Annotated in this window: 21 protein-coding genes; 8 read left to right on the forward strand and 13 right to left on the reverse strand. The window is 61.4% G+C overall.

Annotated features, from left to right (window positions below):
- Positions 1 to 5 precede the first annotated feature (5 nt).
- The 7 genes from gcvH to arcD (BUE92_RS08095) all read right to left on the reverse strand — a co-directional run bounded on the left by gcvH (position 6) and on the right by arcD (BUE92_RS08095) (position 7,673).
- Positions 6 to 389 (reverse strand): glycine cleavage system protein GcvH, encoded by a 384-nt coding sequence (gcvH, locus tag BUE92_RS08060; RefSeq protein WP_073522963.1) that lies wholly within the window; start codon positions 387 to 389, stop codon positions 6 to 8.
- Positions 390 to 802: 413 nt separating this feature from the next.
- Entirely contained in the window at positions 803 to 2,311 is a 1,509-nt protein-coding gene (locus tag BUE92_RS08070) for a sigma-54-dependent transcriptional regulator (RefSeq protein WP_073522965.1), read from the reverse strand.
- Between the two features lie 171 nt (positions 2,312 to 2,482).
- The gene (locus BUE92_RS08075) at positions 2,483 to 2,845 is read right to left on the reverse strand and encodes a DUF5064 family protein (protein ID WP_073522966.1); all 363 of its coding nucleotides are present in this window, start codon (positions 2,843 to 2,845) and stop codon (positions 2,483 to 2,485) included.
- An 18-nt stretch (positions 2,846 to 2,863) separates the two neighbouring features.
- Positions 2,864 to 3,793, reverse strand: coding sequence for a carbamate kinase (gene arcC, locus BUE92_RS08080; RefSeq protein ID WP_073522967.1), 930 nt, complete (start codon positions 3,791 to 3,793; stop codon positions 2,864 to 2,866).
- 148 nt (positions 3,794 to 3,941) lie between these two features.
- Positions 3,942 to 4,952 (reverse strand): ornithine carbamoyltransferase, encoded by a 1,011-nt coding sequence (locus tag BUE92_RS08085; protein WP_073522969.1) that lies wholly within the window; start codon positions 4,950 to 4,952, stop codon positions 3,942 to 3,944.
- A 12-nt stretch (positions 4,953 to 4,964) separates the two neighbouring features.
- Positions 4,965 to 6,221, reverse strand: coding sequence for an arginine deiminase (gene arcA, locus BUE92_RS08090; RefSeq protein ID WP_014719694.1), 1,257 nt, complete (start codon positions 6,219 to 6,221; stop codon positions 4,965 to 4,967).
- 24 nt (positions 6,222 to 6,245) lie between these two features.
- Positions 6,246 to 7,673, reverse strand: coding sequence for an arginine-ornithine antiporter (gene arcD / locus BUE92_RS08095; RefSeq protein ID WP_014719693.1), 1,428 nt, complete (start codon positions 7,671 to 7,673; stop codon positions 6,246 to 6,248).
- Positions 7,674 to 8,068: 395 nt separating this feature from the next.
- On the opposite strand from arcD (BUE92_RS08095), the gene arcD (BUE92_RS08100) reads away from it, so the two are divergent.
- Together arcD (BUE92_RS08100) and BUE92_RS08105 are read left to right on the forward strand one after the other, a co-directional pair.
- Complete coding sequence (gene arcD / locus BUE92_RS08100; protein WP_073522971.1) at positions 8,069 to 9,496, forward strand: arginine-ornithine antiporter; 1,428 nt, start codon at positions 8,069 to 8,071, stop codon at positions 9,494 to 9,496.
- Complete coding sequence (locus BUE92_RS08105; protein ID WP_073522974.1) at positions 9,493 to 10,344, forward strand: DNA-3-methyladenine glycosylase family protein; 852 nt, start codon at positions 9,493 to 9,495, stop codon at positions 10,342 to 10,344. Before arcD (BUE92_RS08100) ends, BUE92_RS08105 begins: the two co-directional genes overlap by 4 nt.
- Before the next feature lie 104 nt (positions 10,345 to 10,448).
- On the opposite strand, the gene BUE92_RS08110 is transcribed toward BUE92_RS08105, so the two are convergent.
- The 6 genes from BUE92_RS08110 to BUE92_RS08140 all read right to left on the reverse strand — a co-directional run bounded on the left by BUE92_RS08110 (position 10,449) and on the right by BUE92_RS08140 (position 15,598).
- Positions 10,449 to 11,798, reverse strand: a complete 1,350-nt coding sequence (locus BUE92_RS08110; RefSeq protein ID WP_073522976.1) for a CoA transferase — start codon at positions 11,796 to 11,798, stop codon at positions 10,449 to 10,451.
- Between the two features lie 37 nt (positions 11,799 to 11,835).
- On the reverse strand, positions 11,836 to 13,182 hold the full coding sequence (locus tag BUE92_RS08115) for a sensor histidine kinase (RefSeq protein ID WP_073522979.1): 1,347 nt from the start codon (positions 13,180 to 13,182) through the stop codon (positions 11,836 to 11,838).
- A gap of 64 nt (positions 13,183 to 13,246) precedes the next feature.
- Positions 13,247 to 13,705 carry an LTXXQ domain protein gene (locus BUE92_RS08120; RefSeq protein ID WP_073522980.1) on the reverse strand — a complete coding sequence of 153 codons (459 nt, stop codon included), beginning with the start codon at positions 13,703 to 13,705 and terminating at the stop codon, positions 13,247 to 13,249.
- Positions 13,706 to 13,931: 226 nt separating this feature from the next.
- Entirely contained in the window at positions 13,932 to 14,609 is a 678-nt protein-coding gene (locus tag BUE92_RS08130; protein WP_003193803.1) for a response regulator transcription factor, read from the reverse strand.
- A 100-nt stretch (positions 14,610 to 14,709) separates the two neighbouring features.
- Positions 14,710 to 15,009 carry a YciI family protein gene (locus BUE92_RS08135; RefSeq protein WP_073522984.1) on the reverse strand — a complete coding sequence of 100 codons (300 nt, stop codon included), beginning with the start codon at positions 15,007 to 15,009 and terminating at the stop codon, positions 14,710 to 14,712.
- A gap of 1 nt (position 15,010) precedes the next feature.
- Positions 15,011 to 15,598 carry a septation protein A gene (locus tag BUE92_RS08140; protein ID WP_073522986.1) on the reverse strand — a complete coding sequence of 196 codons (588 nt, stop codon included), beginning with the start codon at positions 15,596 to 15,598 and terminating at the stop codon, positions 15,011 to 15,013.
- An 87-nt stretch (positions 15,599 to 15,685) separates the two neighbouring features.
- Between BUE92_RS08140 and BUE92_RS08145 the strand changes: the two genes are divergently transcribed.
- From BUE92_RS08145 to rluB, 6 genes are all read left to right on the forward strand, one after another.
- On the forward strand, positions 15,686 to 16,549 hold the full coding sequence (locus BUE92_RS08145; RefSeq protein WP_073522987.1) for a PHP domain-containing protein: 864 nt from the start codon (positions 15,686 to 15,688) through the stop codon (positions 16,547 to 16,549).
- A gap of 13 nt (positions 16,550 to 16,562) precedes the next feature.
- Positions 16,563 to 17,192 (forward strand): L-threonylcarbamoyladenylate synthase, encoded by a 630-nt coding sequence (locus BUE92_RS08150; protein ID WP_143169960.1) that lies wholly within the window; start codon positions 16,563 to 16,565, stop codon positions 17,190 to 17,192.
- 120 nt (positions 17,193 to 17,312) lie between these two features.
- Positions 17,313 to 18,011 carry a segregation and condensation protein A gene (locus BUE92_RS08155; RefSeq protein ID WP_164365898.1) on the forward strand — a complete coding sequence of 233 codons (699 nt, stop codon included), beginning with the start codon at positions 17,313 to 17,315 and terminating at the stop codon, positions 18,009 to 18,011.
- Positions 18,012 to 18,023: 12 nt separating this feature from the next.
- Complete coding sequence (scpB, locus tag BUE92_RS08160) at positions 18,024 to 18,944, forward strand: SMC-Scp complex subunit ScpB (RefSeq protein ID WP_073522989.1); 921 nt, start codon at positions 18,024 to 18,026, stop codon at positions 18,942 to 18,944.
- 147 nt (positions 18,945 to 19,091) lie between these two features.
- Positions 19,092 to 19,283, forward strand: a complete 192-nt coding sequence (locus tag BUE92_RS08165) for a DUF1289 domain-containing protein (protein WP_073522990.1) — start codon at positions 19,092 to 19,094, stop codon at positions 19,281 to 19,283.
- Positions 19,284 to 19,426: 143 nt separating this feature from the next.
- Positions 19,427 to 20,632, forward strand: coding sequence for a 23S rRNA pseudouridine(2605) synthase RluB (gene rluB, locus BUE92_RS08170; RefSeq protein ID WP_073522991.1), 1,206 nt, complete (start codon positions 19,427 to 19,429; stop codon positions 20,630 to 20,632).
- Positions 20,633 to 20,761: the final 129 nt, after the last annotated feature.

The following is a 20,761-nucleotide window of genomic DNA, read 5'->3' on the forward strand; positions in this document are numbered from 1 at the left end:
GCTCCTCAAGCTTCAGCGTTGGCTTTGATCAGACGGTCGTACGCATCCTGATCCAACAGCTTAGCCACTGCACTGGCATCGGTTGGTTTAAAGCGGAAGAACCAGCCTTCGCCCATCGGGTCTTCGTTGACCAGTTCCGGGCTGCCATCGAGCTTGTCGTTGACTTCCAGCACTTCGCCGTCCAGCGGCATGTACACACCGCTGGCAGCTTTTACCGATTCCACGGTGGAGGCTTCGGCGCCCTTGGTATAAGCCTGCAACTCCGGCAGTTGCACGAAAACCACGTCACCCAGCGCGTTTTGCGCAAAAGCGGTGATACCCACGGTGACGCTGCCATCGGCTTCGGCGCGCAGCCATTCGTGATCTTCAGTGAAACGCAACTCGCTCATGGAAACTCCTCAGGGCCAGAATCGTCTGGTGGACGGGATTGGAATAATGAGGAGTTGCTTAGCAATATCGCGGCCAAGGTTATTAATTCGTTATAGATCAACGATTTAAGAGTTGTGGTAAGGGCGGGGATGTATTTGACTGTAGCGATTTCGCTACAGTCGGGTGCGTAAAAAAAAGCCTATGTGGATCAAAGCCTTGCATGGCACGCAAAAAACAGGGCTGTAGCGATATCGTTACGCTGTAGCGCTTTCAGTACACTGAATGTCGTTCTCAGACCAAATCTGGGTTTCGCCCACTGTAGGAGCGAGCTTGCTCGCGAAGATCGCCAACGATGACGCGGGAAGCCTGGATGAACCTAGCGCCCTCGGATTTTTCGCGAGCAAGCTCGCTCCTACAGTGGATAGAACATGGCTCAAGGCTTGTTGGGTATGCCGTATTTGCGCAGGCGATGGGCGATAGCCGTGTGGGAGGTTTGCAGCCGGCTGGCCAGTTGGCGGGTCGAGGGGTAGCGGCTGTAGAGGCTTTCCAGCAGGCTGCGCTCGAAGTCTTCCACGGCCTGTTCCAGGCTGTCGACTTCACCATCGCTCTGGCGCGCCACGGAGGTGCCGGCGATGTCCAGGTCGCCGATGTCCACCAGGCTGCTTTCGCAGATGGCGGCGGCGCGGAAGATCACGTTTTGCAACTGCCGCACGTTGCCCGGCCAGTGGTTGCCGAGCAGGGCTGGGTAGGTGCCGGGCGCCAGGCGGCAGACCGGGCGCTGGATCTGCGCGCAGGCTTGCTGCATGAAGTAGCGCGCCAGCAGCAGGATGTCCTGGCCGCGTTCGCGCAAGGGCGGCACGGCGACGTTGAGCACGTTGAGGCGGTAAAACAGGTCTTCGCGAAAGGTGCCTTCGCTGACCATCTTTTCCAGGTCGCGGTGGGTGGCACTGAGGATGCGCACATTGACCTTCACTTCGCGGTCACCGCCCACGCGGCGAAAGCTGCCGTCATTGAGAAAACGCAGCAGCTTGGCTTGCAGGTACGGCGACATCTCACCGATCTCATCGAGGAACACCGTGCCCTGGTTGGCCAGCTCCATCAGCCCTGGTTTGCCACCGCGTTGCGCGCCGGTAAAGGCGCCAGGGGCATAGCCGAACAATTCACTTTCGGCGAGATTTTCCGGCAGTGCCGCGCAGTTCAGTGCCAGAAACGGCGCACTGTGACGCGCACTGATGGCGTGGCAGGCGCGGGCCACCAGCTCTTTGCCGGTACCGGTTTCGCCCTGGATCAGCAGCGGTGCATCTAGCGCCGCCACCCGTTGCGCCCGCGCCTTGAGCGTGCGGATCGCCGGGGACTCGCCCAGCAGCGCATCAAACCCTTCGGCGTGGTCATGGTGCAGCGCCGACAGTTGTTCGCCGATGCGGTTGGGCTGGTAGAGGGTGAGCAGGGCGCCGGCGTCGGTGATCGGCGTGGCGCCCAGCAGCAGGGTCTGGCCGTTGACGCTGATCTCGCGCAACGGCAATCGAAAGCCCTGCTCCAGCAGGGTCTCCAGCAAGGCCGGATCATCGAACAGCTCGGCGATGCTTTCCCCGGCCGGTTCGCGCCCGTACAAGGCGATCAACGCCGGGTTGGCCAGCAGGATCTTGCCCGCGCTGTCCAGAGCCAGTACCGGGTCGGTCATGGCCGCCAGCAGGGCGTCGAGTTGCAAATGGCGGCGCTGGCCCGGAAGGATGTCGACCACCTTCACCGCTTGCACGCCGTGCACGCTGAACAACGCGTCGCGCAGTTCTTCGAGCACCTCGGCGCTGAGGGTCGGCGCATCGATATAGACATTGGGCGGCACCATCTCCACCGCATCCAGATTGAGATTGCGCCCACCGAGCAAGGCCAGGACTTCCTGGGTGATGCCGACGCGGTCGATGAAGCTGACGTGGATACGCATGGGGCGGTTGGCAATTCTGAAGAGCAGAGGCGGCAAGTATGCCTTGGAGCGAGTGGAGATCAAAATGTGGGAGCGGGCTTGCTCGCGAATGCGGTGGGTCAGTCAGCTGATTATTGACTGATCCACCGCATTCGCGAGCAAGCCCGCTCCCACAGGGGATTTGCGGTGTTTTTACTCCAGGTGTTCGGGTTTGACTGGGTCGCCGGACTTCATGTCCAACTGCTTGCGCACATCCTCAAACATCAGATCGTAATGCTTGTGCTGTGAACCGACGCTGCTATGAGCCTTGGGAATGCCGTATTTTTCGACAATCTTGGTCACATTGCTGGCGAAGTTGTAGGCCTGGTCCTTGGGCAGGAAGAAGGTTTCCTTCATGTCCTTGCCCTGGATGCTGCCATGCAGGGTGAACTGCATGCCTTTGCCTTCGCGGTCATCCGTGACAACTTCATAGTCCAGGCGCAGGTCGTAGCTGACATCGTCCTTGTTCAGCGCGTGTCGCTCGATATGCAAGTGACCGGGTTCAAAGGTAGCCATAGGCGATTCTCCTCAACTTCACAGGTAGGTGATGCCAGGTTTGGCCGTGCTGATGCGCGTGCCGGCGCTGCCCTGGACGATGGCTTCGATGTCCGAGAGTGAACCGATCACGGCGGTTTTGCCAGTCTGGCGGGCGAACTCGCAGGCGGCCTGTACCTTGGGGCCCATGGAGCCGGCGGCGAAGCCGAGTTTCTCCATATCGTCAGGGTGGGCCTGGCCGATGGCCTGCTGGGTGGGCTTGCCGAAGTCGATAAAGGCGGCGTTGACGTCGGTGGCGATGACCAGCAAATCGGCCTCCAGTTGCGTGGCCAGCAAGGAGGAACACAGGTCTTTGTCGATCACGGCTTCAATGCCGCGCAGCTTGCCGTCTTCGCCATACATGGTGGGGATGCCGCCGCCACCGGCGCAGATCACGATGGCTTTTTTCTCCAACAGCCATTTGATCGGGCGAATTTCAAAGATGCGTTTGGGGCGCGGGCTGGCCACTACGCGGCGGTATTTGTCGCCGTCGGGCGCGATGGTCCAACCTTTCTCGGCGGCGAGTTTCTCGGCTTCGGCTTTGGCATATACCGGGCCGATGGGCTTGGTAGGGGTCTGGAAGGCCGGGTCCTTGGCATCCACTTCCACCTGGGTGAGCAAGGTGGCGAACGGCACTTCAAAGTCCAGCAGGTTGCCCAGTTCCTGTTCGATGATGTAGCCGATCATGCCTTCGGTCTCGGCACCGAGCACGTCCAAGGGGTAGGGCGAAACACTGGTGTAGGCCGCCGCCTGCAATGACAGCAGGCCCACTTGCGGGCCATTGCCATGGGCGATCACCAGCTCGTTGCCGGGGTGGATCTTGGCGATCTGTTCGGTGGCGATACGGATATTGGCCCGTTGATTGTCCGCGGTCATGGGTTCACCACGACGCAGGAGGGCGTTGCCGCCCAGGGCTACGACGATGCGCATAATGCAATCCTTCTAGAGCTCGCAATCCTGTGTAGGAGCGAGCTTGCTCGCGAAGGCGGTCAACGATAGCGCGCCCTTTCTGGATGAACGCGGTGCCCTTGAGTTTTTCGCGAGCAAGCTCGCTCCTACAGTGGGATCGCGGCAGGGTTTAGATGTCTGCCAACGCCGACACCAGGATCGCCTTGATGGTATGCATGCGGTTTTCCGCCTGCTCAAAGGCGATGTTGGCCGGCGACTCGAACACCTCTTCGGTCACTTCCACGCCATTGGCCAGGTGCGGATAGCGCGCCGCGATGTCCTTGCCGACTTTGGTTTCACTGTTGTGGAACGCCGGCAGGCAATGCATGAATTTCACCCGAGGGTTGCCCGAGGCTTTCATCATCTTGGCGTTGACCTGGTACGGCAGCAGTTGCTCGATGCGCTCGTCCCACGCTTCCACCGGTTCGCCCATGGACACCCAGATATCGGTGTGGATGAAGTCCACGCCCTTCACGGCCTCTGCAGGGTCTTCGGTGATGGTGATGCGTGCACCGCTTTCCTCGGCAAAGGCCTGGCATTGCTTGATGAAATCTTCATGGGGCCACAGCGCTTTCGGCGCGCCGATGCGCACGTCCATGCCGAGCTTGGCGCCGATCATCAGCAGCGAGTTGCCCATGTTGTAACGGGCGTCCCCGAGGTAGGCGTAGCTGATGTCATGCAGCGGCTTGTCGCTGTGTTCGCGCATGGTCAAGGTGTCGGCGATCATCTGGGTCGGGTGGAATTCGGCGGTGAGGCCGTTGAACACCGGCACACCGGCAAACTTGGCCAGCTCTTCGACGATTTCCTGCTCAAAACCACGGTACTCGATGGCATCGAACATCCTGCCCAACACGCGGGCGGTGTCTTTCATGCTTTCTTTGTGGCCGATCTGCGACGACACCGGGTCGATGTAGGTAACGTGGGCGCCCTGGTCATGGGCCGCGACTTCGAAGGCACAGCGAGTGCGGGTCGAGGTTTTTTCGAAGATCAGCGCGATGTTTTTGCCCAGCAGGTGCGGGCGCTCGGTGCCGGTGTATTTGGCGCGTTTGAGGTCGCGGGACAGGTCCAGCAGGTAATGCAGCTCGCGGGTAGTGTGGTGCATCAGCGACAGCAGGCTGCGGTTGCGCATATTGAAAGCCATGATGGAATCTCCTTAATAGTCGATAGGGTCGCGGATGATCGGGCAGGTCATGCAGTGGCCGCCGCCACGGCCACGGCCGAGTTCACCGGCGCTGATGGTGATGACTTCCACACCGGCCTTGCGCAGCAGGGTGTTGGTGTAGGTGTTGCGGTCGTAGCCAATCACCACGCCCGGTTCCACGGCCACCACGTTGTTGCCGTCATCCCATTGCTCGCGTTCGGCGGCGAAGCTGTTGCCGCCGGTCTCCACGACACGTAGCGCCTTGAGGTTGAGCGCTGCAGCCACGGTTTCGAGGAAGTTGGTTTTCTCGCGCTGGATGTCGATGCCGTGGGGCTTGCTCTCATCAGGGCGCAGGGTGAAGGGCACGATCTGGTTGACCACTTCGGGGAAAACGGTGACCAGGTCGCGGTCGCAGAAGCTGAACACGGTGTCCAGGTGCATCGCGGCGCGGGATTTGGGCAGGCCGGCAACGATGACGCGTTCCACGGCTTTGTTCTGGAACAGGTTGCGCGCCAGTTGGCCGATGGCCTGGTGGGACGAGCGTTCGCCCATGCCGATCAACACCACACCGTTGCCAATCGGCATCACGTCGCCGCCTTCCAGCGTCGCGGCGCCATGTTCCTGGTCGGGGTCGCCGTACCAGATCTGGAAGTCCGCGTTGGTGAACTCAGGGTGGAATTTATAGATGGCGCTGGTCAGCAGGGTTTCCTGGCGGCGCGCCGGCCAGTACATCGGGTTGAGCGTCACGCCGCCGTAGATCCAGCAAGTGGTGTCGCGGGTGAACTGGGTGTTGGGCAGCGGCGGCAGAATGAAACTGGCGTGGCCGAGAAAATCGCGGAACATCTCGATGGTCTTGCCACCGAAGCTGCTCGGCAGGTCGTCGGCAGACACGCCGCCAATCAGGTACTCGCTGATTTTGCGCGGCTCCAGGCTGCGCAGCCACGAGCCGACTTCATCGACCAGGCCCAGGCCTACCGTGTTGGCGGTGATCTTGCGTTCCAGAATCCAGTCCAGCGCTTCGGGGTTGGCGACGATGTCGGTGAGCAGGTTGTGCATTTCCAGCACATCAATGTCCCGCTCGCGCATCTTGGTCACGAAGTCGAAGTGGTCGCGCTTGGCCTGGGCCACCCACAGCACGTCATCGAACAGCAGCTCGTCGCAGTTGTTGGGGGTCAGCCGCTGGTGGGCCAAACCTGGGGAGCACACCATGACTTTGCGCAGTTTGCCGGCTTCGGAATGTACGCCGTACTTCACTTTTTCCGTGGTCATTACAGATCCTCCAGTGAACAACAATTACAGGGTCAGGAAGCCGTCGTAGAGCCCATAGGCCGCCACCAGGGCGCCAATGACCACGGCGGCGAAAATCAGCTTCTCGACGGGGGTGAAAATCGGTTTGCCCAGTTCACGCTTGGCCTTGGCGAACAGGATCGCGCCGGGGGCGTAGAGCAGGGCGGAGAGCAGCAGGTATTTGGTGCCGCCGGCATACAGCAGCCAGATCGCATAGATCAGGGCGATGGCGCCGATGAACAGGTCTTTCCTGCGCTCTTTGAGGGCGTTCTCGTAGGTCTCGCCGCGCACCGCCAGCAGCAGGGCATAGGCCGCCGACCACAGGTAAGGCACCAGGATCATCGAGGTGGCGAGGTAGATCAGTGACAGGTAGGTGCTGGCGGAAAACAGCGTGATCACCAGGAATATCTGCACCATTGCGTTGGTCAGCCACAGGGCGTTGACCGGCACGTGGTTGGCGTTCTCCTTGCGCAGGAACTCCGGCATGGTGTGGTCCTTGGCGGCGGCGAACATGATCTCCGCACACAACAGCACCCAGGACAGCAGCGCGCCGAGCAGGGAAATGATCAAGCCCACGCTGATCAGCACCGCGCCCCAGTGGCCTACGACATGCTCCAGCACGGCGGCCATCGACGGGTTCTGCAGCTTGGCCAGTTCCGGCTGGGTCATGATCCCCAGGGACAGCACGTTCACCAGCATCAGGAACAGCAAGACGGTGATAAAGCCGATCACGGTGGCCTTGCCCACGTCGCTGCGTTTCTCGGCGCGGGACGAGAAGATGCTCGCGCCTTCGATGCCGATAAACACCCACACGGTGACCAGCATCATGTTGCGCACCTGGTTCATCACACTGCCCAGGTCAGGGTTTTTCACGCCCCAGATGTCGGCGGTGAAGATGTCCAGCTTGAACGCGAACAGCGCGATGAGCACGAACAGCAGCAGCGGCACCACCTTGGCGACGGTGGTCACCAGGTTGATGAACGCCGCTTCCTTGATCCCGCGCAGCACCAGAAAATGCACGGCCCATAACAGCACTGACGCAGCGATCACCGCCGTCGGGGTATTGCCCTCGCCAAAGACCGGAAAGAAGTAGCCCAGGGTGCTGAACAGCAAGACGAAGTAGCCGACGTTGCCCAGCCAGGCGCTGATCCAGTAACCCCAGGCGGACGAAAAGCCCATGTAGTCGCCGAAACCGGCCTTGGCGTAGGCATATACCCCGCCGTCGAGGTCAGGCTTGCGGTTGGCGAGGGTCTGGAACACGAAGGCGAGGGTCAACATGCCGATGGCGGTAATTACCCAGCCGATCAACACCGCACCGACATCGGCGCTGGCGGCCATGTTTTGTGGCAATGAAAAGATGCCGCCGCCAATCATCGAACCGACGACAAGTGCGACCAGGGCGCCTAATCGAAGTTTTCCGGGAGTTTCAGACATTGCATGACTCCAATGCAGGAGAAGAGAGACCACAGAATAATTCCGTGCGCTAATCAAACAGCTGACTCAGATCACTTCATTGGCACATTCCATTGTGAATTAACGACTTAGGGTGAGGTTTTGCGGGCAAGAAAATCCCGCAAAGACGCTGGGTAGAGCGCTCTTTGCTTTATGGTTAATCAATTGGTTGGGGCATGGGTGTTGACGCTAGTTCTTATTTGCGAATGTGCAAATTTTTTGTGCGTTGTTTGACGAGTACTTCATAATTGACGTATTTAAATTCTAAATAAGCCTAAACTTCGTACCTTTACATATCCTTATGTTATGACAACGTCATTAATTTGAATTACTTGCGTGCGCAGTTGTCGGCCAACCGTTTATTTCGAGGAACCTGCATGACCCAACCCGCCCAGAAACTCCGGCTCAGTGCCCTGATCGCCCTGGTGGTGGGCTCGATGATTGGCGGCGGGATTTTCTCACTGCCGCAAAACATGGCCGCCCGTGCCGAAGTGGGCGCCATACTGATCGGCTGGGCAATCACCGCCATTGGCATGCTGACCCTGGCCTTTGTGTTCCAGACCCTGGCGAACCGTAAGCCCGAATTGGATTCCGGGGTCTATGCGTATGCCAAGGCGGGTTTCGGCGACTACATGGGTTTTTCGTCCGCCTGGGGTTACTGGATCAGTGCGTGGATGGGCAACGTCGGTTATTTCGTCTTGCTGTTCAGCACCCTCGGCTACTTTTTTCCGGCGTTCGGCCAGGGCAATACCCCGCTCGCCATTGGCTGCGCGTCGCTGTTGTTGTGGGCTGTGCATTTTCTGGTGATGCGCGGGATCAAAGAGGCGGCGTTCATCAACCAAGTCACTACGGTGGCGAAGATCGTGCCGCTGCTGATGTTTATCGTGATCGCCGCCGTTGCGTTCAAGGCGGATATTTTCACTCGCGATATCTGGGGCCTGGGCAATCCGCAGATGGGCAGCGTGGTCGAGCAGGTGCGCCATATGATGCTGGTCACGGTGTTCGTATTCATCGGGATCGAAGGCGCCAGTGTGTATTCAGCGCGGGCTCAGAAGCGCTCGGATGTCGGGCGTGCCACCGTGATTGGTTTCGTCGGCGTGCTGGCCTTGCTGGTGCTGGTGAATGTGCTGTCCCTGGGCATCATGAGCCAGCCGGAGCTGGCGCAATTACAGAACCCGTCCCTGGCGGGGGTGTTGGAGCATATCGTCGGGCCTTGGGGCGCGGTACTGATCAGTATCGGCCTGGCGGTTTCGCTGCTCGGGGCGCTGCTGTCATGGGCGCTGCTGTGCGCGGAAATCCTCTATGCCACCGCCCAGGACAAGACCATGCCGGCGTTCCTGAAGAAGGAAAACGCCAATCAGGTGCCGGTCAATGCCTTGTGGCTGACCAACGTGATGATCCAGGCGTTCTTGGTGATCACGCTGTTTTCAGCCAGCACCTACACCACCCTGATCTACCTGGCGTCGTCGATGATCCTGGTGCCTTACTTGTGGTCGGCGGCCTATGCGGTGCTGTTGAGCGCACGCGGCGAAACCTATGCAGGCTGGCAGGGTCGGCGCATGAAAGATCTGCTGGTGGGGCTGATTGCCCTCGGCTATGCGATCTGGCTGCTGTATGCGGGGGGCTTGAAGTACTTGCTGCTGTCGGCGTTGCTGTACGCACCGGGTGTGATCCTGTTTGCCCTGGCCAAGCGCGAGCAGGGCAAACCCTTGTTTACCACCGTGGAAAAAGGCATTTTCGGCGGCGTGATCGCGGGCGCCGGGTTGGCCGCGTATGGGTTGTACAGCGGAGTATTGTCATTGTGAAGTTGGCGTATCAAGGGCCCTACGACTGGGCGGCGATGCTGGGTTTCTTATCGGCGCGGGCGATTACCGGGTTGGAAACCGTGGTCGCCGGCGTATATCGACGCAGCATCAGTGTGGCTGGGCGATATGGCTGGGTCAGCGTCGAACCGGGTGCGGGGGATTGGCTGGAGGTGACGGTCGACTTTCCTGAGCCTGCCGCCATGCCCGAGATCGAGCAGCGCTTGCGCAGGATGTTTGATCTGGATGCCGTGCCTGAGGTAATCAACGCGCAATTGGCGCAGGACCCCCTGATGGCGCAACTGGTTACGGCCCGCCCTGGCCTGCGGTTGCCTGGCACCTGGGATGGGTTGGAACTGGCGATTCGCGCGGTGCTGGGCCAGCAGATCACCGTAGTGGCGGCGATTCGCCTGGCGGGCAAACTGGTGGCGCAGTATGGCCAGACCCTGCCAACCCCGCACGCCGGTATTACCCACCTGTTCCCGGCACCTGAGGTGCTGGCGGCGGCGGACCTGGCCACCCTGGGCATGCCCAAGGCGCGAGGCCGTACCTTGTCTGGTGTGGCCCAGGCGCTGTTGGATGATCCTCAGCTTTTCGAACCCAAGGCCAGCCTCAAGGACGGCGTTGCACAGTTGGTGGCGTTGCCGGGGATTGGAGAGTGGACCGCGCAGTACATCGCCATGCGCCAGTTGCGTGAGGCGGATGCGTTTGCGTCGGGGGATATCGGGCTGATCAATGCCTTGGCGGCCTTGGAAGGTGGGCCGGTGTCGGCGCGGCAGTTATTGGCGCGGGCCGAGGCGTGGCGGCCGTTGAGGGCGTATGCGGCGCAGCATTTGTGGACAACCCTGTAGGAGCGAGCTTGCTCGCGAAAAACCTGAGAACGCCGCTGTGTATCAGGTTTCCCGCGTTATCGTTGGCGACCTTCGCGAGCAAGCTCGCTCCTACAGGGTATCAGTCACCACTGTGGCCGGTGCGAGCCCAGTTCCACCGCCGGCAAATCCCACTGCAACGGCGTGCCACTGATGCTCAGCGGCGCGAGTAGTCGATGAGCCTGGCCCCAGGCTGTCTGCTCCACCACCAGGCCTTGGTCATTGATGTCTTCCTCACGCAATGCCGCTTGCTGTGGCACTTGCCCGGCCTCCACCAGCAATTTCGCGGTGCGTGCCAACGACAAGCGCGCCGAACCGCCACGGCCAGTTTCCAGGCGCTCGGCCAAAGCCCGAATCGCACTGGCGGCCATCAGGTAGCCGGTGGCGTGATCCAGCGCCTGCACCGGTAGCGGCAGCGGTTTATCTGCCTGTTTCCAAGCCATGCCAGCCTCGGCAATCCCGCTGCTCATCTGCACCAGGCTGTCAAAGCCGCGACGATTACGCCATGGGCCGCTCCAGCCATAGGCGTTGAGGCTGACGTCGATCAGGCCGGGGGCGATGCGCTGTCGTTCGCCAAGGGTATAACCCAGTTGCTCCAGGGCATCGGCGCGATAACCGTGGAACAGGATGTCGGCGTCCTTGAGCAACGCTTCGAACACCTGGCGGTCGTCGTGGCTCTTTAGATCAAGGCGAGTGCAGCGTTTGCCCAAGGTCATTTCCGGGACGACGCCAGGTTCGTTCCAGGTGGGCGAGTCGATACGCAGTACGTCGGCACCCAAGCCGGCGAGGAAACGACTGGCCACCGGGCCGGCTAGCACCCGGGTCAAATCCAGCACCTTGATGCCAGCCAGTGGACGCGCCGCAAAACCGAGCCAGGGTTTGTCGGTGCCGGGTTCGAAGACCTGGCGCTGGATCAACGCCTCGGCGTTTACCGCCAAACCTTGGGGATGCTGCTGCCAGGCTTGCCAGCTACGCATCTGCGCCGCACAACCGCCCGCATCGACAACCGCCTGTTCCAGTTCGGCGGCTTTCCAGGTCGCGACTCTACTCGCCATCGCTGCGCGATCAGCGGCAGGTCCCAATACCCGCTCGGCCGCTGCGCGATGATGGGGCGCGTTGGTGTGCAGGCGGATCCAGCCATCGACGCTGGAGTAATCACCCGCTACCGGGTCCCACAAAGGCGGCACTTGCCACCCCACGGGGCGAATCGACGAGGAGAACCACAACGAGGCCAGGCGCCGATCCACGCTGACGCTGGGCAGGCGGCCGGTTTGTTGCTCAATCAACTGGGCGACGGCCTGGCCCGCGGCGCCGATGCTGGCGGCCGCCAGGTCTGTCACGGCGAAGGTCGAGGGCAAGGCACCGGCCTGGGTCAGGAGCAGTGGGGCGTGCGGTAAAGCGAGTGCGGCTTGGATGGGAGTCAGCAGGTCAGTCATCAAAGGCCCTCCGTAAGAGAAGGGCCACTATAGAAGATCATCCCACCGGTGTGGCAACCCCAGGGATCAAGGGCAGTTCGATGCTGGCGATAAAGCCGCCATCGGGATGGTTGGCCAGGATCAGGTTGCCGCCGTGGCGCTCGGCGGCGCGACGAGCGATGGCCAAGCCCAGGCCATGGCCTTGGGCGGTCTGGCCGGGGGCACGGTAGAACGGCTCGCCCAATTGGCTCAGGTGCTCGGCCTCCACGCCGGGGCCGTGGTCGCGTACGCTGATCAGAATGCGCCCGTCTTGATGCCGGGCCTGCAATTCAATCGGTTCGCCAACCGGGTTGAAGCGCTGGGCATTGCGCAGCAGGTTATCCACGGCGCGTTCGATCATGGTCGGCCAGCCTTTAAGCTGCAAATCATTGGCAGTCGTCAGTTGCACCACTTGCTCGGGGGCACTGAGTTGGGCGTCCTTTTGCAGCGTTCTAAGCAACGGGTTGAGGTCGATGTCTTCTGCGCTGGCGTTGTCGGCGTCGACCCGTGCCAATACCAGAATCTCGCTGATCAAGGCTTCCAGGCGATCGCATTCGCGGGTCAGGCGCGGCCAGAGTTTTTCCCGTTCTTCGGGGCTGGCGCGTTCGGCCAGGGCCAGGGCGATACGCAAGCGTGCCAGGGGCGAGCGCAGTTCGTGGGAGACGTCGCGCAGCAACTGGCGCTGGCTGCCGATCAGGCTTTGCAGGCGGGCGCCCATGCGGTTGAAGTCGTTGGCCAGCACGCCGAACTCATCACGCCGATTGGCCAGCTGCGCCAGGCTGTTTTGCTGATAGGTGGTTTGCCCCAGGTCATGCACCGCGCCGCGCAGACGGCTCAGAGGGCGGGTGATGGACAAGGTCACCAGCAGGCTGAACAGGGTCAGCACCACCAGGGTAATCGCCAATGCACTGAGCGGCCACAGCAGGCTGCTGCGGTGCCAGGCGTCCAGCTCCGGGTGAGGAATACGGTAGATCAGCAGGTAGGTATCGCCGGTTTTGTCACTGGTGTACTCGGCGGTCAGGCGTCGCCACGGCAGGTGGCCATCCTGGCTGTCGTTCTGCCGGGCTTCGAAGGCGGCGGCGCGGCGCGGGAAGGTGCCGCGCACCACCGGCTCGCCGCTTTCGTTAAGCACTTGCACGTCGATGTGGTACTGGCGTTTGCGCTGCTGCAGCAACTCTTGGGCGGCGTCTTCGCCCTGGGTTTCGTAGAGCTGCGTCCACTCTTGGGCCAGGTTGTTGAGGCCAGGGTGGCGGCTGAGAATCCAGGCGTCCTGGTTGAGCATGTGCCCAAGCAGGATCGACAAACCGGCAACCAGGGCGATGGCCAGCCAGAAACTCGCCAGGATACGCCAGAACAATGAACGCACAGGAAACCCTCAAACAGGAAAAGCCCAGCGGCGCGAACCACTGGGCTGGGGTGAAGCTAGGCCATTATTGCGCTTTTTGCGCTTGCTGGGCTTTCCAGTCCTGGAACTCTTTCCATTCGGCGCGGCGCTCGGCTTGCTTCTTGACGATCTCGTCGTACTTCTTCTGTTGGTCGGGCTTGAGCACGGCACGGATATCGGTCTGGGTTTTCTGCTTGCCGGCGGCGATTTCGTCCTGCATGGCCTTCTGGTCAGCGGCTGGGAGTTTGTCCAGGTATTTTTTGACCAGGTCTTTGCGGGCGTGCCATTGGTCACCCATCAGCTTGCGGATCTGCTCGCGCTGTTCCTTGCTCAAGTCCAGCTGGCTGAGCGGGCCGCCTTTGCCACGCGGACCGTGTTCACCGTGGCCTGGGCCGCCCATCATGTGGCTTTCAGGACCACCCATCGGGCCTGGGCCTTCCGGCATTGCCATGGCAACGGTGGGCAGGGCAGTGGCGAACATCAAAGCGATAAGGGTCTTGCGCATGGTGATTCTCCTGTCTCTATTCCGGTGAGTCCGGATGTGAGTAGGTTACGCAGGGCAAGGTCAGCGGCGGTCAGGGGAGGGTAAAGCTTCGGTAAAGACGGTTTTGATAGAAGCTGACAAAACCCTGTCTCTGTAGGAGCGAGCTTGCTCGCGAAGAGCGTAGAGGCACCGCGTTTAATCAGGATGCCTGCGTTATCGTTGGCGTTTTTCGCGAGCAAGCTCGCTCCTACAGGCTGTAGTAGTAACCACGACTACGCAGCGCCACGATGCGTGGCCGGCCATCGGGGTGTGGGCCGATCTTTTTGCGCAGGTTGCTGACGTGCATGTCCAGGCTGCGGTCATACAGGGTCAACTTGCGGCCCAGGGCGATCTGCGCCAGTTCCTGTTTATCCAGGGGCTCGCCGGGCTGGCGCAGCAGGGCTTCGAGCAGGCGGCTTTCGGAGACGGTGAGGGCGAACTCCTGTTCATCGATGCTGACCACGCCGCGCACCGGGCTGAAACACAGGTCGCCCAGCTCAAGCTGAGTCGACACCGCGGCCGGGTGGCTGCGGCGTAACACGGCGCGCAGGCGCGCCGTCAGCTCGCGCGGATCGCAAGGCTTGGCCAGGTAGTCGTCGGCGCCCAGTTCCAGGCCGAGGATGCGGTCCAGGGGTTCGCCCCGGGCCGAGAGCATCAGCACCGGCAGCTCCGGGTGGTCGTTGCGCAATTGCTTGAGCAACTCCAGGCCGCTGCCGTCGGGCAGCATCACGTCGAGCACGACGGCCGCAGGCGCACTGTCGGCCAGGGCTTTTCGGGCGCTCAAGCCGTCGTGGCAGGCGCGTACCTGGAAACCTTCCTGGCTCAACCAACTGGTCAGCAGCTCACAGAGCTCCTGGTCATCATCTATCAGTAACAGCTCGCTCATGACTCACTCAATTTAGCCATTGTCGGCGGCGAAGGCCCCACCGGTGACGCCGTGAGCCATTAGGAGTACGCCGAAACGATTAGGTTCGACGCAGCCAGGCTCAAGGCAAGACTTGCTTGAACGGCTTGATCACCACATCGGCGTAGACGCCTGCTGCGACATAAGGGTCAGCCTTGGCCCAGGCCTGGGCGTCGGCCAGGGAGGCGAACTCGGCCACGATCAGGCTTCCGCTGAAACCGGCGTCGCCCGGGTCGTTGCTGTCGACGGCCGGGTGCGGGCCGGCCAGTACGATGCGGCCTTCGGCTTGCAGCTGTTTGAGGCGCTCGACGTGGGCCGGGCGTACGCTCAGGCGTTTTTCCAGCGAGTTGGCAACGTCGGTGGCAATGATGGCGTAGAGCATGTCAGTCCTCGGTTTTCGGTGTGGTGTCATGCAGGTGACGCGACAGGTAGATACCCTGGCCGATCAAGAACAGCACGGTCATGCCCAGGCTGCCGAACACTTTGAAGTCGACCCAGTAATCCTGGAAGGTAAAGGCCACGAACAGGTTGGCGGCACCGCAGAACAGGAAAAACACGATCCAGGCCACGTTCAGACGCACCCATACCGGCTCCGGCAAGGTCAGCGCATGGCCCATGATCCGCTTGATCAGCAGGCGGTCACCGATGAAGTGGCTGCCGATAAACACCAGGGCGAACAGCCAGTTCACCACCGGGGCTTTCCATTTAAGGAAGGTTTCGCTGTGGAAGGCCAGGGTCAGGCCACCGAACACCAGGCAGGCGACGAGGGTGAGCCATTGGCTTTTTTCCAGCTTGCGCTGGGAGATGAAGATGGCACCGTAGACCACGATGGAGCTGACGATCAGTACGGCCGTGGCGCTGTAGATACCCCCGAACGATAGTTGGTGGCCGGCGATTTCGATGACCCTGGGGTCGAGTTTGGTAACGATGAAAAACAGCAACAGCGGGATGAAGTCGATGAATTGTTTCACAGTAAGAGCCAGAAGCTGGATGTGGCGGCATAATAACAAACATCCTTGGTTGCGATAGCGCCAGCTGACTTGAGGTTACACACCCCCGTGAATGTTGATTTGCACTGCCACAGCACGGCCTCCGACGGCGCCCTGGCGCCCGCGGTACTGGTTGCGCGTGCGTTTGAAAAAGGCGTGCGAGTTTTGGCATTGACCGACCATGACACCCTTGAAGGCCTCGACGAAGCCCGCCAGGCCGCGCACTCCCTGGGTATGCAGCTGGTCAACGGCGTGGAATTGTCCTGCACTTGGGGCGGCGCCACCATCCATGTGCTGGGCTACGGTTTTGATCAAAAGGCCCCGCCCTTGGTCGCGGCGATTGCCCAATTGCACGATGGCCGCTGGCTGCGGTCCGAAGAAATAAGCCGCAAGCTCAGCCTCAAAGGCATGCCAGGTGCCCTCGACGGCGCCCGTGCTGTCCAGCAGGAACTGGGCGACAGCGGCAACGCACCGGCCCGTCCGCACTTTGCCGACTGGATGGTGCGTGAAGGGTATGTGAAGGATCGTGCCGAAGCCTTTCGCAAATGGCTGGGCGCCGGCAAGTTGGGCGATGTGAAGCTGCACTGGCCGACCCTGGAAGACACCGTCCAGACCCTGCGGGCCTCCGGGGCCTGGGTCAGCCTGGCGCATCCCTGGCATTACGATTTCACCCGCAGCAAGCGCCGCAAGCTGATCAGCGACTATATTGGAGCGGGTGGCCACGCCATTGAGGTGGTCAACGGGCATCAACCCGCCGAACAGGTCGGCAGCCTGGCGATCCTTGCCCGCGAATTTGGTCTGCTGGTCAGTGCCGGCAGTGATTTTCATGGCCCAGGCGGCTGGTCCGAGATTGGCGAGTATCGCCAGGTCCCGGAAGATCTGCCGCTGTTGTGGGGGCGATTCAAGCATGACCCCATTATTGCCACCGTCTGAACAGGTAGAGTACGTGAGCCAATTCTTCCAGATTCATCCGGAAAACCCTCAGGCGCGCCTGATCAAGCAGGCCGTGGAGATCATCCGTGCCGGTGGTGTAGTCATCTACCCGACGGATTCGTCCTACGCCATTGGCTGCCAGATCGGCGACAAGAGCGCGGTCGAGCGGGTACGACGCCTGCGCCAGCTGGACGACAAGCACAACTTTGCGCTGATCTGCAGCGACTTGTCCCAGCTCGGGCTGTTCGCCAAGGTCGACACCGGTACCTTCCGCCTGCTCAAGGCCCACACGCCGGGGCCCTACACCTTCATCCTCAACGCCACCCGTGAAGTACCGCGTCTGTTGCTGCACCCGAAAAAGCGCACCATTGGCCTGCGCGTGCCGGAACACCCGATTGCCCTGGCGCTGTTGGCCGAGTTGGGCGAACCGCTGATGAGCGTGTCGTTGATCCTGCCGGGCGAAACCGAGCCATTGTACGACCCGTACGAAATGCGCCGTTTGCTGGAGAAGCACGTCGACCTGATCATCGACGGCGGCTACGGCGGCAACAAGGCCTCCACGGTGATCAACCTGGCCGACGGCGAGCCAGAAGTGGTGCGTGTGGGTTGTGGCGACCCGACTCCGTTCATGGTCGAGGCCTGAATGTCGGCCGTGGAAGCCGCTGATCCTCAGGCTGGCGCCCAGCAGGAACTGCCATTTGCCATGGTGTACGGCCAGGCGGTCATGGAAATGCCCCTGGACCTGTACATCCCACCGGACGCCCTGGAGGTTTTTCTTGAAGCCTTCGAAGGCCCGCTGGACTTGCTGCTGTACCTGATCCGCAAGCAGAACATCAACATCCTCGACATCCCGGTGGCAGAGATCACCCGCCAGTACATGGGCTACGTCGAGCTGATGCAGTCGGTGCGCCTGGAGCTGGCCGCCGAGTACCTGGTGATGGCGGCCATGCTCGCCGAGATCAAGTCGCGCATGCTGTTGCCGCGCTCGGAGACGGTGGAGGCCGAAGAGGATGACCCGCGCGCCGAGCTGATCCGCCGCCTGCAGGAGTACGAACGCTTCAAGGCCGCCGCCGAAGGTATCGACGGCCTGAGCCGTGTGGGCCGTGATGTGGTGGTACCCAAGCTCGATGCCCCCGAGGCGCGTGCGCGCAAGTTGCTGCCAGACGTGAGCCTGGAAGAATTGCTGATGTCCATGGCCGAAGTACTGCGTCGTGGCGATATGTTCGAGAGCCACCAGGTCAGCCGTGAAGCGCTGTCCACCCGCGAGCGCATGAGCGATGTGCTGGAACGTCTCAAGGGCGGTGGTTTTGTGCCCTTTGTCGAGTTGTTTACTGCCGAAGAGGGCCGACTGGGCGTGGTGGTGACCTTTATGGCGATCCTTGAGCTGGTCAAGGAATCCTTGGTCGAGCTGGTGCAGAATGAGCCTTTTGCGGCTATCCACGTGCGGGCGCGAGCCGAATAACGAGCTGAATCGATGAATCTGACTGAACCCCGCGAACTGGCCCCTTTGCTGGAGGCCTTTCTCCTGGCCTCGGGTAAACCGCAATCTCTGGAGCGCCTGTTCGAACTCTTTGAAGAGGCCGAACGCCCGGAGCCGCCGGTCTTCAAGAAGGCCTTGGAGATCCTGCGCAAGTCCTGCGAGGGCCGTGCCTTTGAACTGCGCGAAGTGGCGTCGGGTTACCGCCTGCAGATCCGTGAGAAGTTTTCACCGTGGGTCGGGCGTTTGTGGGAAGAACGCCCGCAGCGCTACTCCCGCGCGATGCTGGAGACCATGGCGCTGATCGCCTATCGCCAGCCCATCACTCGGGGCGAGATCGAAGATGTGCGTGGTGTGGCGGTCAACAGCCATATCGTCAAGACTTTGCTTGAGCGTGAGTGGATCCGTATTGTTGGCTACCGCGATGTGCCGGGCAAACCGGCCATGTTCGCCACCACCAAGGTGTTTCTCGATCACTTCAACCTGAAAAACCTCGACGACCTGCCACCCCTGGCCGAGCTGCGCGAAATGGAGGCCGAGCCTGTGCTCGACTTCGACGACGCGCCGGTGCCGCAAAGCCTGCAGGAACTGGCCGACGCCAGCGCCGAGCCGGAGGAGCCCAAGGACGAGACCAGTTTCCATACGCTATTGCTGGAGCTGGACGATATGGAGCAGGGGATAAAGACCGACTTCGACGATTTGCTGCGTGACGGTGGGGCGGAGTCGGAAACCCAGGTGAACGTTGAATCCGAGCCTGAGGTCCACACCGAGGAAGATATTCTCGGCGTGGCCGACGCCCGGGAAAAACTCCTGGCCGCCGTTGCCGCCCTCGAACAGCCGCCCCTGAGCGACGAAGAAGACGAAGCCCGGGCGTTGGCCGAAGCCATCGAAAACGAACGCCGTCAGCTCGAAGACTGACCCGGTATTTCCAAACACCGCAATACCCCATGTGGGAGCGGGCTTGCTCGCGAATGCGGTGTATCAGCTTGCAGATACATTGACTGAACCACCGCATTCGCGAGCAAGCCCGCTCCCACATTTAATCAGCGTCGCCTGGGGAAGTGTATGAGTTCGACCAAAGACCCGTGCATCAGCATCTGCAAATTCAGCGACGACATCTGCGTCGGCTGTGGCCGCAGCAAGCGCGAAATCCGCGCCTGGAAGAAACTCGACAAAGCCGACAAGCGCACGGTATTGGCCGAAGCCGAACTGCGATTGCTGGCCCTGGGGGCCACCGGTCGGCGGAAATGCAAATGAGCTGGGCGTTATCGACTAGTCTGTGATGCGCAACACGCGCCATGCGCGTATGATTCGCGGCCCCTTGCCGAGCTATTTGGCCAAGGCCCCGCTTTCAATACCCTCAGGCCACGCCTGAATCGACCCACCGGGAGGTGCTTACGATGAATGACCAAGACCAGAAAGACCAGGAAATCGGCCCAGCAGGCGAAAAACTGCAAAAGGTGCTGGCGCGTATCGGCGTGGGCTCGCGCCGCGACGTCGAAGCCTGGATCACCCAGAAGCGCATCAAGGTCAACGGCGTCGAGGCCACCCTTGGCCAGCGCGTCGACCTGCACGATGCAATCACCATTGATGGCAAGGTCATCAAGCGTGAAGAGGCCGCCGAATCGGTGCGCCGTGTGATCATGTACAACAAGCCCGACGGCGAGATCTGCACCCGTGACGACCCGGAAGGCCGTCCGACCGTGTTCGACAAGATGCCCAAGCCTAAAGAAGGCCGCTGGATCAACATCGGCCGCCTGGATATCAACACCACCGGCTTGCTGATGTTCACCACCGACGGTGAGTTGGCCAACCGCCTGATGCACCCGTCCTACGAGATGGACCGTGAATACGCCGTGCGTGTACGTGGTGAAGTCGATGACGAGATGATCGAACGCCTCAAGGCGGGCGTGGTGCTCGAAGACGGCCCGGCCAAGTTCACCGACATCAAGCAGGCGCCGGGTGGCGAAGGTTTCAACCACTGGTACCACTGCGTGGTGATGGAAGGCCGTAACCGTGAAGTGCGTCGCCTGTGGGAGTCCCAGGGCCTGGTGGTCAGCCGCCTCAAGCGCGTGCGTTTTGGCCCGGTGTTCCTGAACTCCGACCTGCCGATGGGCCGCTGGCGCGAAATGAGCCAGTACGAAGTCGATATCCTCAGCGCCGAAGTGGGCCTGGCGCCCGTCGCCATGCCGCAGATGAACGCCAAGAGCAAAGACAAGCTTGAGCGTATGCAGCGTAAATCTTCGCGCCCAGTGCCACGTACCGAACGTGTTGCCCGCACCCTGCGCCCTGCGCTGGATGCACCGGCCACCGGCGGTCGTATCTCGCGTCAGCCGCACATTGAAGGCGAGCGCCGCCCCACCGCACCATCGCGTCAGGAAGGCGAGCGTGCGCCACGTACGCCGCGTCCTGCCCCGGCGGGTGGTCGCAGCAACCGTGGTGAGGATCGCCCGGCCGATAACGCCAGCACCAAGCGTCCAGCCAAGCCAGCGGCGAACAAGCGCCCTGGCCCGAAACTGGTAGCCGATGAGCCGTCGGGCAAGCGCCGTGGCGCCCCGGCGGGTTCCGGCCAGCGCCCTGGTTTTGGTCGCAAGAAGCCGCAGTGATGCGCTAAGCGCTGCACAAAAACGCCAACCCTAGGGTTGGCTTTTTTTTTAATCTGAATTTGAAATGCAATCCGCTGTGGGAGCTGGCTTGCCTGCGATAGCGGTGGGCCAGTCACCTTTATGCTAACT

Origin of the sequence: Pseudomonas fluorescens (assembly GCF_001902145.1) — a bacterium.
Taxonomy (GTDB): domain Bacteria; phylum Pseudomonadota; class Gammaproteobacteria; order Pseudomonadales; family Pseudomonadaceae; genus Aquipseudomonas; species Aquipseudomonas fluorescens_BV.